Source organism: Streptomyces sp. NPDC051963 (genome assembly GCF_044593495.1).
In the GTDB taxonomy this organism is placed as follows: Bacteria; Actinomycetota; Actinomycetes; order Streptomycetales; family Streptomycetaceae; genus Streptomyces.
Map to the genome: position 1 here is coordinate 592213 of NZ_JBIUCC010000001.1, position 13880 is coordinate 606092.

Genomic DNA, 13880 nt, shown 5'->3' on the forward strand with positions numbered 1-13880 from the left:
TCAGCCCGCCGACCGGGAGGGGCGTGAGAGCAGCACCAGACTGCGCGCCTCGACCGTCATCGCGGTGCCCGCCTTGTGTTCCGACTCGTCGGGGGCGCCCGGCTCGGCGGTGTCGATCAGTGTCGTCCAGCGCTCGCCGTAGGCGACGTCCGGCAGGTGGAAGTCGACCGGCTCCCAGTAGCTGTTCAGCAGCAGCAGAAAGGAGTCGTCCACGACGGGCCGGCCGCACGGGTCGGGTTCGGCGATCGCGTCGCCGTTGAGGAACACGCCGACGGAGTGCGCGTCGGAGCGCCGCCAGTCCTCGTCGGTCATCTCGCGCGCGTCCGGCAGCAGCCACACCAGGTCGGGCACCGGCTGGCCGGCGTGGGTGACGGTCTCGCCGCGGAAGAACCGGCGACGGCGCAGTACGGGGTGATCGGCGCGCAGTCCGATGACGTAGCGCGCGAAGTCCATCAGTTCGCGCTGCTCGCCGGTCAACCGCCAGTCGATCCAGGAGACTTCGTTGTCCTGGCAGTAGGCGTTGTTGTTGCCGCCCTGGGTGCGGCCCAGTTCGTCGCCGTGACAGAGCATCGGGATGCCCTGGGACAGCAGCAGCGTGGCCAGGAAGTTGCGCTGCTGGCGGGCGCGCAGCTCCCGCACGGCCGGCCGGCCGGTCTCGCCCTCGGCCCCGCAGTTCCAGGACCGGTTGACGCTCTCGCCGTCGCGGTTGCCCTCGCCGTTGTCCTCGTTGTGCTTGTCGTTGTACGAGACGAGGTCGCGCAGCGTGAACCCGTCATGTGCGGTCACGAAGTTGACGCTGGCGCGCGGCCGCCGTCTGCTGTGCTGGTACAGGTCGGACGAGCCGGTCAGGCGCGAGGCGAACTCGCCGAGCGTGTGCTCCCCGGCCCGCCAGAAGTCCCGTACGGCATCGCGGTACTTGCCGTTCCACTCCGACCACAGCGGCGGGAAGTTGCCGACCTGGTAGCCGCCCTCCCCCACGTCCCAGGGCTCGGCGATCAGCTTGACGCGGCTGATCACCGGGTCCTGCTGGATCAGGTCGAAGAACGCCGAGAGCCGGTCCACCTCGTGGAACTGCCGGGCCAGCGTGGCCGCGAGGTCGAAGCGGAAGCCGTCGACGTGCATCTCCGTCACCCAGTACCGCAGCGAGTCCATGATCAGCTGGAGTACGTAGGGGTGCCGCATCAGCAGGCTGTTGCCTGTGCCCGTGGTGTCGTAGTAGTGGGTCCAGTCGCCGTCCACCAGGCGGTAGTACGAGGCGTTGTCGATGCCGCGGAAGGAGAGGGTGGGCCCCTTCTCGTTGCCCTCGGCGGTGTGGTTGTAGACGACGTCCAGGATCACTTCGAGCCCGGCCGCGTGCAGCGCCTTCACCATCGCCTTGAACTCGGTGACCTGCTGACCGCGGGTGCCGTGCGCGGCGTAGGCGTTGTGGGGGGCGAAGAAGCCGATGGTGTTGTAGCCCCAGTAGTTCGACAGGCCCCGGTCGCCGAGCACGCCGTCCTGCACGAACTGGTGCACCGGCATCAGCTCCACGGCGGTCACGCCCAGCGCGGTGAGATGCTCGACGGCCGCGGGGTGGGCGAGCCCGGCGTAGGTGCCGCGCAGCTCGGGCGGTACCTCGGGATGGGTGCGGGTAAGGCCCCGTACATGGGCCTCGTAGATCACGGTGTCGGCGTACGGCCGCCGGGGCGGGTGGTCGTCGCCCCAGTCGAAGGCCGGGTCGGTCACCACGCCGAGCATCGTGTGGCCCGCGCTGTCGGCGGGGGCGGGTCCGTTCGGCGCACGCTCGAAGAGGGAGGCGTGGTTGTCGACCTGTCCGTCCACCGCCCTGGTGTACGGGTCGAGGAGCAGCTTCTTCGGATTGCATCGGTGGCCCGCGGCCGGGGCCCAGGGGCCGTGCACCCGGTAGCCGTAGCGCTGGCCGGGGCCGACTCCGGGCAGATACCCGTGCCAGACGAAGCCGTCGACCTCGGTGAGCGGGACGCGGCGATGGGTGCCGTCGTCGTCGACGAGGACCAGCTCGACGCCTTCGGCGACCTCGCTGAAGAGCGCGAAGTTGGTGCCCTTCCCGTCGAAGGCGGCACCCAACGGGTAGGGGTGCCCGCTCCACGTGGACACCCCTGCCTTTCGCTTCCGCTTCGCGGTCACCGGGCGGCCTCCAGGACGCCGTCCATCGTGTGCACCGAACCGGCGAGGGCGGCGACGGGTACCTCTCGGGGCACCCGGAGGACCTCCCGCAGGCTCGGCGCGGGGGCCGTCGTGACGAGCGGGATGCGTTCGCCGGCGCGGGCCCGCTGCGAGAACCAGATGACCTTGCTGCCGGTGTCCGTGGTGCAGCAGCCCCAGCCGTCGCTGGTGGCGGCGAGCCGTTCCAGACAGACACGCAGGTCCTGGTCAGGGCGCAGATCGCGGTCGTTGTCCCCGACGGCCGTGATCAGGTGCTGGCCGTTCCACCACATCTCGATCGACGTGTGCTTGTCCGTCGCATGCTCGTCGATGGCCTTCAGCAGCATCTCGGCGCCGCCGCAGACGGGCTCGACGAGCGTCTCGAGGTCCCAGAACCTGAGGTGAGCGGCCAGGATGCGCCTGACTTGTCCGACGCGTTCCGGGCTGACTTCCACATCCAGGTGGTAGTAGCAGGCACTTGCGGTCTTCATCGTCGTTGGCTCCTCACCGGCGAAGCTCCTGCTCCTGCTCACCCCTGGCGGGACGAGCCCCGAGTACGAAGCGTGAGCGATGATCGCTTCTGAGTCACCTCAAGAGTGGGAGCGCTACGCCATTCGTGCAACACGAGCGCACATCCGAGGCGGATGGGGCACATCCGAGATGGTTGAAGCTCTAACAGGACGCTGAGTCGTCAGGCGTGCACCATGTGTAAAGGCCCCTGCCCTGCGTCGGGGGCACGATCCGGAAGGTGAAACTGCGCCATGCTGCTTCCCGCCAAAGCCGAGGTGGCCCGGCAACTTCAGCGGTATCGGGCCTGGGAACGGGCGATGCTCGCGGCTCCCGCCGACCACTCGGTGCGGGCCACCTTCGAGGACTCGGGCTACACCCTCTGCGTCCTGATGGGGAAGCGGTGCGCACGGGAGGCCGCGGACGCCGCCGAGCGCTATCTCCGGACCAACCTGGTCACCTACCTGCGGGAACAGAACGGACGGCCCAGGCTGGTCGGCATCCGGCGACGAGGGCCGCTGTGGCGGCGGAAGCGTTCTCCGGCCACGAGGTAGTCGGCCCTCTTCCGGCGCAACGTCGAGGCAGCGGACCCCCTGCTGCACCCCCTTTCCGGCGCAACTTCGAAACCACCCGGCCGGGCGCCAGCCCGGCCTCGAGCATGACGGAGGTGTCATCCCATGAGTCCGACTCCGGCCATCGGCCGCATTCCCGTCCGCAGCGTCCGTCCGGCCGTGGAGCGCGGCAGGCACCCCGCCAAGGCGGTCGCGGGCGAGACCTTCCAGGTCACCGCGACGGTGTTCCGGGAGGGCCACGACGCGGTCGCCGCGAATGTGGTCCTGACGGATCCTCAGGGCCGACCCGGCCCCTGGACGCCCATGCGGGAACTGGAGCCGGGCTCCGACCGCTGGGGCGCCGACGTCACCCCGGACGCCGTCGGCAACTGGACGTATCACGTGGAGGCCTGGGGCGATCCGGTCTCCACCTGGCGCCACGCCGCCCGCATCAAGGTGCCCGCCGGGATCGACACCGGCCTGGTCCTGGAGGAGGGCGCGGAGCTGTACCGCCGGGCGGCCGCGGGCGTTCCGGCGGGCGCGGGCCGTACGGCGGTGCTGGCGGCGGCGGAGACGATGCTCGACGACTCGCTGCCCTCCCCCGTGCGCCTGGCAGCGGCCTTCGGACCGGAGATGGACGCGGTGTTGGCGCGGTATCCGCTGCGGGAGTCGGTGACGGTGTCGGAGGCGTTGCCGTTGCTGGTGGAGCGGGAGCGGGCGCTGTTCGGGTCCTGGTATGAGTTCTTCCCGCGTTCGGAGGGCACGGTCGAGCAGCCGCACGGGACGTTCCGCACGGCCGCCCGCCGGTTGCCGGCGATCGCCGGCATGGGCTTCGACGTGGTGTATCTGCCGCCCATCCATCCGATCGGGAGCACGTTCCGCAAGGGCCGCAACAACACCCTCAACCCCACCGCGGAGGATGTCGGGGTGCCGTGGGCGATCGGCTCCCCGGAGGGCGGACACGACGCGATCCACCCCCGGCTGGGCACGTTCGAGGACTTCGACTGGTTTATCGCGCAGGCGCGGGCGCTGGGGATGGAGGTGGCACTGGACTTCGCGTTGCAGTGTTCGCCGGATCACCCCTGGGTGGAGAAGCACCCGGAGTGGTTCCACCACCGCCCCGACGGGACGATCGCCTACGCCGAGAACCCGCCGAAGAAGTACCAGGACATCTATCCCCTCGCGTTCGACGCGGATATGGACGGGCTGGTCGCGGAGACGCTGCGGGTGCTCAGGCTGTGGATGGACCACGGGGTGCGGATCTTCCGGGTGGACAATCCGCACACCAAGCCGGTGAACTTCTGGCAGCGGGTGCTGGCCGACATTCAGCGCAGCGATCCGGATGTGCTGTTCCTGGCGGAGGCGTTCACCCGGCCGGCGATGATGCACACCCTGGCGCAGATCGGTTTCCAGCAGTCGTACACCTATTTCACCTGGCGCAACGACAGGCAGGAGCTGACGGAGTATCTGACGGAGCTGTCGGGTGAGGCGGCCTCGTACATGCGGCCGAACCTCTTCGTCAACACCCCCGACATCCTGCACGCGTATCTCCAGAACGGCGGACGGCCCGCGTTCGAGGTCCGGGCGGTCCTCGCGGCCACCCTGTCGCCGACCTGGGGCGTCTACAGCGGCTACGAACTCTGCGAGAACGTGCCCCTGCGCGAGGGCAGCGAGGAATACCTCGACTCGGAGAAGTACCAGCTCAAGCCCCGCGACTGGGCGGCAGCCGAAGCCGCGGGACACACCATCACCCCGCTCATCACCCGACTCAACACGATCCGGCGCCGCCACCCCGCACTGCGGCACCTCAGAAACATCACCTTCCACGAGACCGACAACGACGCCCTCATCGCGTACAGCAAGCGCACGGGCGACGACACGGTCGTCGTGGTCGCCAACCTCGATCCGCACCACACCCAGGAGGCCACGGTCTCGTTGGACATGCCGCGTCTCGGCCTGGACTGGCACGAGTCGGTGTCCGTGCACGACGAACTGACGGATGAGACCTACCGCTGGAGCAGGACCAACTACGTCCGCCTGGAGCCCGGCCGGGCCCCCGCGCACGTGCTCCACGTGAAGGGACCGTCCGCCTCGCCGCAGAACGGAGGGTCAGCAGCGTCATGACTGTCAACGAGCCCGTCCAGGACACCTTCGAGGACACTCCGGTCAGGGACCGGGACCCGGAGTGGTTCAAACGAGCCGTCTTCTACGAGGTCCTCGTCCGCTCCTTCCAGGACAGCAACGGCGACGGCGTCGGCGACCTCAAGGGCCTGACCGCCAAGCTCGACTATCTCCAGTGGCTGGGCGTGGACTGTCTCTGGCTGCCGCCCTTCTTCCAATCCCCCCTGCGGGACGGCGGCTACGACGTTTCCGACTACACGGCCGTCCTGCCCGAGTTCGGCGACCTCGCCGACTTCGTGGAGTTCGTCGACGCCGCCCACCAGCGCGGCATGCGCGTCATCATCGACTTCGTCATGAACCACACCAGCGACCAGCACCCGTGGTTCCAGGAATCCCGTATCAATCCTGATGGCCCCTACGGCGACTACTACATGTGGGCCGACGACGACAAGCAGTTCCAGGACGCCCGGATCATCTTCGTCGACACCGAGGCCTCCAACTGGACCTTCGACCCGGTGCGGGGTCAGTACTTCTTCCATCGTTTCTTCTCCCACCAGCCGGATCTGAACTACGAGAACCCGGCCGTCCAGGAGGAAATCCTGGCCGCCCTCCGCTTCTGGCTCGACCTCGGCATCGACGGCTACCGGCTCGACGCCGTGCCCTATCTGTACGCGGCCGAGGGCACGAACTGCGAGAACCTCCCCGCCTCCCACCAGTTCCTCAAGCGCGTCCGCCGTGAGATCGACGCGCTGTATCCGGACACGGTGCTGCTGGCGGAGGCGAACCAGTGGCCGGAGGACGTCGTCGACTACTTCGGCGACTACCAGACCGGCGGCGACGAATGCCATATGGCGTTCCACTTCCCGGTGATGCCGCGGATCTTCATGGCCGTACGACGGGAATCCCGCTACCCGGTCTCGGAAATCCTCGCCAAGACCCCCGCGATCCCCTCCAACTGCCAGTGGGGCATCTTCCTGCGCAACCACGACGAGCTGACCCTGGAAATGGTCACCGACGAGGAACGCGACTACATGTGGGCCGAATACGCGAAAGACCCGCGTATGCGCGCCAACATCGGCATCCGCCGCCGCCTCGCACCCCTGCTGGACAACGACCGCCACACCATCGAACTGTTCACGGCCCTCCTGCTGTCCCTGCCGGGCTCGCCGATCCTCTACTACGGCGACGAGATCGGCATGGGCGACAACATCTGGCTCGGCGACCGCGACGCGGTGCGGACGCCGATGCAGTGGACCCCGGACCGCAACGCGGGCTTCTCCACGTGCGACCCGGGCCGTCTCTACCTGCCGACGATCATGGACCCGGTCTACGGCCATCAGGTCACCAATGTCGAGGCGTCGATGTCGTCCCCGTCGTCGCTGCTGCACTGGACGCGCCGGATGATCGAGATCCGCAAGCAGAACCCGGCCTTCGGACTCGGCTCGTACACCGAACTCCAGTCGTCCAACCCGGCGGTCATCGCGTTCCTGCGCGAATACGAGGACGACCTGGTGCTGTGCGTGAGCAACTTCGCGCGTTTCGCGCAGCCCACGGAGTTGGACCTGCGCGAGTTCAGCGGCCGGCATCCCGTTGAGCTGTTCGGCGGAGTCCGTTTCCCCGCCATCGGTGAACTGCCCTATCTGCTGACCCTGGGTGGCCACGGCTTCTACTGGTTCCGGCTCGTCCGAGTCGCATCCCGCATCGGCCGACGCCACTGAGTGTGCGCCGAGGAAAGGACGCGTCACCATGCCGAAGACCGCATCGCTGCAATCCGGTCGTACGGCTGTCGCGGGGCCCATGGCCTCGCTCGCCGGACTGCTGCGCGAATGGCTGCCGCGGCAGCGGTGGTTCGCGGGCAAGGACCGGCCCGTGACCGACCTCGCCCTGCTCTCCATGACGGAGCTGCATCCGGGCTGTCTGCACCTGCTGGTGCACGCCGGTCCCGCGGGCGTGCCCGCCCCCGGCGGCACGGGCGCTTCCCCGGCTGGTGACTGCTACCAGCTGCTGCTCGGCGTACGCCGGAACCTCTCGCCCCGGCTCGGCAGGGCCCTGATCGGGCGGGCCGAGGAAGGGCCGCTGGCCGGTCTGACGGTGTTCGACGCGCTGCACGACCCGCGCTCGGCGCAGCTGCTCCTGGAGCGGCTGCGGCATCCCGGCACGGTGGGCCCGCTCCGCTTCGAGGCCGCCCCGTCCACGGAGATCCCCGCCGGGCTGCCGCCCCGGCTGCTGGACGCCGAGCAGTCCAACTCCTCGCTGGTGTACGGCGATTCATTCATCCTGAAGGTGTTCCGGCGCATCCAGCCGGGCGTCAACCCCGATCTCGAGGTGCCGGGCGCGCTGGCCGAGCTGGGCTGCCGCCGGGTGCCCGCCCCGGTGGCCTGGTTCCGGACCACGCATCCGCAGGAGGCGACGCTCGGTGTGCTCCAGCCGTATCTGCGCGATGCGTCCGACGGCTGGACCCTGGCGCTTCAGGCGCTGTCCTCCGGTGCCGACTTCACCACGCAGGCACACCAGTTGGGGCAGGCCATGGCCGAGGTGCACCTCGCGCTGGCCTCGGCGTTTCCGGCCGGCGCACACGAGGAGAGCAGCCGCGCGGCGGCCGCGATGATCGCCCGGCTGGACGCCGCCGCGCGCTGTGTACCGGCGCTGACGCCGTTCGTCCCCGGACTGCGCACCGCCTTCTCCGCCCTCACGACCTGCGACCCCGGGCCGCCCGCCCAGCGGATCCACGGCGATCTGCACCTCGGGCAGGTACTGCGCGCGGGCCGCGAGTGGTTCGTCATCGACTTCGAGGGCGAGCCGTCCCGCCCGCTCGTCGAGCGGTGCAGCGCCCAGTCGCCGGTGCGGGACATCGCGGGCATGCTGCGCTCCTTCGACTACGCGGCCCGGCAGCGCCGCCCCTGGCGCCCTGAGTGGGCGCGCCGCTGCCGGGAGGCCTACTGTGCGGGCTATGCCACCCGTGCGGGCTGGGATCCCCGCAAAAAGCACGGGCTGCTGCGCGCCTACGAGACCGACCGTGCCGTGTACGAAGTGCTGTACGAAGCCAGAAACCGCCCGGACTGGCTCTCGGTGCCGATGGCGGCGATCGAGCGTCTCGCCGTGAGAGGAAGCTGAAACCGTGGCCCTGCGTGACACCTCCCTCCCCGAGCCGTCCGGCCCGCTGCCGCCCACGGCCGCGCCCCTGGACCAGGCCGACCGTGAACGCCTCCTGTCCGGCGCCCACCACGACCCGCACGCCCTGCTCGGCGCCCATCCGGTGCCGGGCGGGATCGCCTTCCGGGCGCTGCGTCCGTTCGCCCGCGCGGTGAGCGTCGTGGTCGACGGACAGCGCCACAGGCTCGCCTCGGACGGGGACGGCCTCTTCTCCGCCGTACTGCCGCTGGAGGAGATCCCGTCGTACACGCTGCTGGTCGCCTACGAGGGCACGGAGAACGAAGTACACGACCCGTACCGCTTCCTGCCCGCCCTCGGCGATCTCGACCTGCACCTGATCCGCGAGGGCCGGCACGAGCAGCTCTGGCAGGCGCTCGGCGCCGAGCCGATGACGCACGACGGGGTCACCGGCACCCGCTTCACCGTCTGGGCGCCGAACGCCCAGGGTGTCCGCGTCGCCGGAGACTTCACCTGCTGGGACGGGACGGCGTTCCCGATGCGGTCCCTCGGGTCGTCCGGCGTCTGGGAGCTGTTCCTGCCCGGCATCGGCGAGGGCGCCCACTACAAGTTCGAGATCACCTCCCGGTACGGCGGCCGCTTCCTCAAGGCCGACCCGATGGCGCGCCGTACCGAGGTGCCGCCGGACACGGCGTCCGTGGTGACGGCGTCCGACTACGAGTGGGGCGACGCGGAGTGGCTGAAGCGGCGCGGTGACGTGCCCGTGCACGTGGCGCCGTTCTCCGTGTACGAGGTCCATCTGCCGTCCTGGCGGCCGGGACTGACGTACCGTCAACTGGCCGAGCAGCTGCCGGCGTACGTCAAGGACCTCGGCTTCACCCATGTCGAGCTGATGCCGGTCGCGGAACACCCCTTCGGCGGCTCCTGGGGCTACCAGGTGACGTCGTACTACGCACCGACCGCCCGCCTCGGCACGCCCGACGACTTCAGGTATCTGGTGGACGCCCTGCACCGGGCCGGGATCGGCGTGATCATGGACTGGGTGCCCGCCCATTTCCCCAAGGACGACTGGGCGTTGGCCCGCTTCGACGGGGATCCGCTGTACGAGCCGGGAGACGAGCGGCGGGCCGAGCATCCGGACTGGGGGACCTACGAGTTCGACTACGGACGCACCGAGGTGCGCAACTTCCTCGTCGCCAACGCCGTGTACTGGTGCGAGGAGTTCCACATCGACGGGCTGCGGGTGGACGCCGTCGCCTCGATGCTCTACCTCGACTACTCGCGCGACTCCGGTCAGTGGACTCCGAATGTGTACGGAGGACGCGAGGACCTGGGCGCCGTGGAGTTCCTGCGGGAGATGAACGCGACCGTGTACCGGCGGGCGCCGGGGGTCGTGATGATCGCCGAGGAGTCGACGGCGTGGGACGGGGTGACCCGGCCCACCGACAGCGGCGGTCTGGGGTTCGGGCTGAAGTGGAACATGGGCTGGATGCACGACTCGCTGGGCTATGTCTCCCATGAGCCGGTCCACCGCAAGTACCACCACCATGAAATGACCTTCTCGATGGTCTACGCGTACAGCGAGAACTACGTCCTGCCGATCTCCCACGACGAGGTAGTGCACGGCAAGCAGGCCCTCGTCTCGAAGATGCCCGGCGACTGGTGGCAGCAGCGTGCCAACCACCGCGCCTACCTCGGCTTCATGTGGGCCCACCCCGGCAAACAACTCCTCTTCATGGGCCAGGAGTTCGCCCAGGGCGCCGAATGGTCCGAGGCACACGGCCCCGACTGGTGGCTGCTCGATCCCGCCTACGGCGCCGAGGCCGACCACCGCGGAGTACGGGACCTGGTCCGCGACCTCAACACCGTCTACCGGCACACCCCGTCCCTGTGGCAGCGCGACACCGAACCGTCCGGCTTCCAGTGGGTCGTAGGCGACGCGACCGAGGACAACGTCTTCGCCTTCCTCAGGTACGACGCGGAAGGCGTCCCCCTTCTCTCGGTCTCCAACTTCTCCCCCGTCGTCCGCCACGACTACCGCCTCGGCGTCCCGGACTCCGTCCCCGCCTGGCACGAATCACTCAACACGGACGCGGCGAAATACGGCGGCGGCGACGTCACCAACCCCGAACCGGTCAAACCGGAGGACCGGAGCATCCGGATCACGCTGCCGCCGCTCGCCACCGTGTGGTTGACGCCGTACACCGTGTGAAGCTCCTGGGGAGGCGACTTCTCCGTTCCTTGCACCATGAGCTGTCACCTGGGCTAGATTCGAGCCCGCCGATAACCGTGCTCGTCGGCGAAGTCACACCCCGTAAACAGCAGGAGCAGCGCATGCGCGACTTCGCCCTCGCTCCCCCGACCACCCCGTCCATGACCGGCGGACTCGCCGACAGCATCTTCGAAACAGCGGCCCTCCAACCCACCCTGCCGATGGCCGCGCGCCGACCTGACCCCTCCTCCTCGGACTGGGAGGAAGTGACCGCCGTCGAACTCCGCGACGAAGTGGTCGACTTGGCCAAGGGGCTCATCGCCTCCGGGATCCTGCCGGGCAACCGCGTGGCGATCATGGCGCGCACCCGGTACGAGTGGACGGTGCTCAGCTATGCCCTGTGGGCGGTGGGCGCCGAAGTCGTGCCGATCTACCCGACCTCGTCACGCGACCAGATCGAGTGGATCCTGCGGGACGCCGCCTGCGTGGCCATGGTGGTGGAGGACGAGCAGGCCATCATGACCGTCGGCTCCGTGTGCTCGGGGCTGCCGCTGCTGCGCCACGTCTGGCAACTGGACGCGGGGGCGCTGGAACAGCTCGCCGAACGGGGCGCGCTCATCCCGCTCACCACGGTCGACTCGCTGCGCCGCATCGTGATGCCGGACTCCACCGCGGCCATCACCTACACCTCCGGCACGACGGGCCGGCCTCTCGGCTGCGCGCTGAGCCATCGCGGGCTGGCGAGCCCCTGCGACACGCTGCTCGCGGGCTGGGGCCACATGGTGGTACCGCCGGGAGGGCAGGGGTCGGTGCTCGCCTTCCTGCCCTTCTCCCATGTGTACGGCCTGGTCGTTCAGGGGCTGTGCATCCGTGGCGGCATGATGATGGGCCACGAACCCGACCTGAGCGAGGGGGCGCTGTCGGCGGCCCTGCGCTCACTGCGGCCCACGTACTTCTGCGCCGTCCCGTCCATCTTCGAGAAGATCTACAAGAACTTCCTGCGCACGGCCCAGCAGTCGGGCCGGGGCGCGCTGTTCGAGCGGGCCGCCGACACGGCGCGGGACTTCGCCATGGCCACGGAGCGCAATCGGCTCGGCGAGGGTCCTGGGCCCGGATTCGATCTGCGGCTGCAACACGCCCTGTACGAGCGCACGGTGTACCGCAAGCTGCGCTCCGCCCTGGGCGGCAGGGTGTGCATGGCCACGTCCGGCGGCTCGCCCCTCAACCGCGAACTCTCCCTCTTCTACGAGGGCATCGGCATCTATGTGAACGACGCGTACGGGCTCACCGAGACCAGCGGCGGGGTCACGGCACAGCCGCCGGGCCGGGAGAGGTCCGGAACCGTCGGACAGGCGCTGCCGGGCACAGACATCCGGGTGGCCGACGACGGGGAGATCCTGGTGCACGGTCCCTCCGTCTTCCAGGGCTATGTCAACGATGAAGCCGCGACCCGGGCCGCGCTGTACGGCGGCTGGCTGGCCACCGGCGACATCGGACGGCTCGATCCCGACGGCTATCTGACGATCACCGGCCGCAAGAAGGAGATCATCATCACCAGCGGCGGCAAGAGCGTCGCCCCCGCGCCCCTGGAGCAGCGGCTGCGTATGCATCCCCTGGTCCATCAGGCCGTCGTCGTCGGTGACAACCGGCCCTGCGTCGGCGCCCTGATCACCCTGGACCCTGAGTTCCTGGCGCACTGGCGTGGAGCCCTCGCCCTCCCGAGCGACACGCCGAGCAGGGACGCCCGGGAGGAGAACGCGCTGCGCGAGGAGATCGCGCGTGCCGTGGCGGCCGCAAACAGCAGCGTGTCGCGTTCGGAGTCCATCCGAGTGTTCCGTGTGCTGCCGGAGCAGTTCCATCTGTCCAACGGGCTGCTGACGCCGTCGATGAAGCTGCGCCGGGACGCGATCGTCGAGCGCTACGCGTTCGAGATCGACGCCATGTACCAGGCGCGGTCGCACAGTTGGCAGCAGGGCGCGCCGGACGAGCTGTCGGGCTGGGAGGAGTCGGACAACGTTTTCCGGTGACCGGCTACTCCCCGGTCGTCAGCCGGACCACGTTCGACTGCTCCCCCAGGACGAAGGCCCGCACCTGGAACGAGGCGTCCTTCTCGCCGGGCAGCGTGGCCAGTTCGGTGGAGGTGACGTCCGGGTCGAGGACCGCGAGCGGTTCGTAGCGGGTACCGCCGCCCTTCCTGCGGATCTCCAGGAGGAAGCCGTCCTCGTCGGCCGACTCGTCGGTCCAGGTGAAGCGGATGGATTCCGTACGGTCGACACGGGCCGGTTCGGATGTGGGACCGCGATAGGACCGCAGCCGGTAGTGGAACGTCGTGTGCGGGATGAGGTCGGGGTGCCGGTAGGTCGACACCTGCCGGGGCAGGTACTTCAGCACCGTGTAGGGGCCGTCCGCCTCGGTGGCGAACTCCAGGACGTGGCCCGCGACTCCGGGCCGGTCGTCGTGCCAGACGAGGTCGATGTCGGTGGGCGTGGTGAGGGCGGCCTTCAGCGGCCGGTCGGGTTCCGCCGCGTGGCTCGTGCAGGCCGACAGCGCCAGGAACAGCGCTGCCGGCACCACGATACGTGACTTCCTGGGCATACGACCGCTTGCTCTACTTGCGCCAGAAGTGGATGCCGCTCCACTCCACGGTGGCGGTCCCGTTGCCGCTGTTGGTGCGGTAGGCGCCGAACTTGTCGTAGAAGCTGCCGCCGGGGCTGTCGTAGGTGTGCTTGAGCGAGCCGTTGATGTAGGTGCGGTGCTCGTCGCCGACCACATGGACGGTGTTGACGCGTACGGTCGCGCCGACGGTCCCGGCGTTCGACAGCGTGGCGCCGCCGTGCACCGCGTACAGCCGGCCTCCGCGCTCGACGGCGAGCATGAAGTACGGGCCCGCAGCCGACTCGTTGAAGGTCTGTTTGAGGCTGATCCGGGTGCCGCTGAGGCCGGTGATGCGGAAGTAGCCCTCGAACTGCCGGGTGCCGCCGGTGTAAGTGGCGTAACGCCGTTCAGCCCGCTGGTCGCCGCTCGCCGTCGAGCAGGTGAGCCGGAAGGTCAGACCGTCGACCTGTCCGCAACCGCGTTCCTGCACGGTGTAGGTGGGTGATACGGACGTCCAGCCGCCGGGCTCCACTTCGGCGGCGGCGTGTGGGACGGTCAGCAGCGACGCGGCGCAGACCGCGCCGGCCACGGTGACCGTCCGCAGGCGTGGGAACATCCTG

Annotated in this window: 10 protein-coding genes; 6 read left to right on the forward strand and 4 right to left on the reverse strand. The window is 69.3% G+C overall.

The features are described from left to right. Both glgX and ACIHFB_RS02440 read right to left on the reverse strand, forming a co-directional pair. The gene (glgX, locus tag ACIHFB_RS02435; RefSeq protein ID WP_365268829.1) at positions 1–2145 is read right to left on the reverse strand and encodes a glycogen debranching protein GlgX; all 2145 of its coding nucleotides are present in this window, start codon (positions 2143–2145) and stop codon (positions 1–3) included. Beyond that, the gene (locus tag ACIHFB_RS02440) at positions 2142–2654 is read right to left on the reverse strand and encodes a pep a2 (RefSeq protein ID WP_365268832.1); all 513 of its coding nucleotides are present in this window, start codon (positions 2652–2654) and stop codon (positions 2142–2144) included. The genes glgX and ACIHFB_RS02440 overlap by 4 nt, the downstream gene beginning before the upstream one ends. Positions 2655–2924: 270 nt before the next feature. Between ACIHFB_RS02440 and ACIHFB_RS02445 the strand changes: the two genes are divergently transcribed. The 6 genes from ACIHFB_RS02445 to ACIHFB_RS02470 all read left to right on the forward strand — a co-directional run bounded on the left by ACIHFB_RS02445 (position 2925) and on the right by ACIHFB_RS02470 (position 12692). After that, positions 2925–3224, forward strand: a complete 300-nt coding sequence (locus tag ACIHFB_RS02445; RefSeq protein WP_365268835.1) for a DUF5133 domain-containing protein — start codon at positions 2925–2927, stop codon at positions 3222–3224. 123 nt (positions 3225–3347) lie between these two features. After that, a complete protein-coding gene (locus ACIHFB_RS02450) occupies positions 3348–5345 on the forward strand; it encodes an alpha-1,4-glucan--maltose-1-phosphate maltosyltransferase (RefSeq protein ID WP_400124956.1) in 1998 nt (665 codons plus the stop codon). Next, the gene (gene treS, locus ACIHFB_RS02455; RefSeq protein WP_365268840.1) at positions 5342–7060 is read left to right on the forward strand and encodes a maltose alpha-D-glucosyltransferase; all 1719 of its coding nucleotides are present in this window, start codon (positions 5342–5344) and stop codon (positions 7058–7060) included. The genes ACIHFB_RS02450 and treS overlap by 4 nt, the downstream gene beginning before the upstream one ends. Before the next feature lie 28 nt (positions 7061–7088). Next, positions 7089–8456 carry a maltokinase gene (locus ACIHFB_RS02460; protein ID WP_400124957.1) on the forward strand — a complete coding sequence of 456 codons (1368 nt, stop codon included), beginning with the start codon at positions 7089–7091 and terminating at the stop codon, positions 8454–8456. Positions 8457–8460: 4 nt separating this feature from the next. Then, positions 8461–10665 carry a 1,4-alpha-glucan branching enzyme gene (gene glgB, locus ACIHFB_RS02465; protein ID WP_400124958.1) on the forward strand — a complete coding sequence of 735 codons (2205 nt, stop codon included), beginning with the start codon at positions 8461–8463 and terminating at the stop codon, positions 10663–10665. 122 nt (positions 10666–10787) lie between these two features. Continuing rightward, complete coding sequence (locus tag ACIHFB_RS02470) at positions 10788–12692, forward strand: AMP-dependent synthetase/ligase (protein WP_365268855.1); 1905 nt, start codon at positions 10788–10790, stop codon at positions 12690–12692. A gap of 4 nt (positions 12693–12696) precedes the next feature. Here ACIHFB_RS02470 and ACIHFB_RS02475 read toward each other — a convergent pair whose 3' ends face one another. Together ACIHFB_RS02475 and ACIHFB_RS02480 are read right to left on the reverse strand one after the other, a co-directional pair. Beyond that, positions 12697–13260, reverse strand: a complete 564-nt coding sequence (locus tag ACIHFB_RS02475) for a fibronectin type III domain-containing protein (protein ID WP_400124959.1) — start codon at positions 13258–13260, stop codon at positions 12697–12699. A gap of 13 nt (positions 13261–13273) precedes the next feature. Then, positions 13274–13876 carry a hypothetical protein gene (locus ACIHFB_RS02480; protein ID WP_365268861.1) on the reverse strand — a complete coding sequence of 201 codons (603 nt, stop codon included), beginning with the start codon at positions 13874–13876 and terminating at the stop codon, positions 13274–13276. Positions 13877–13880 lie beyond the last annotated feature (4 nt).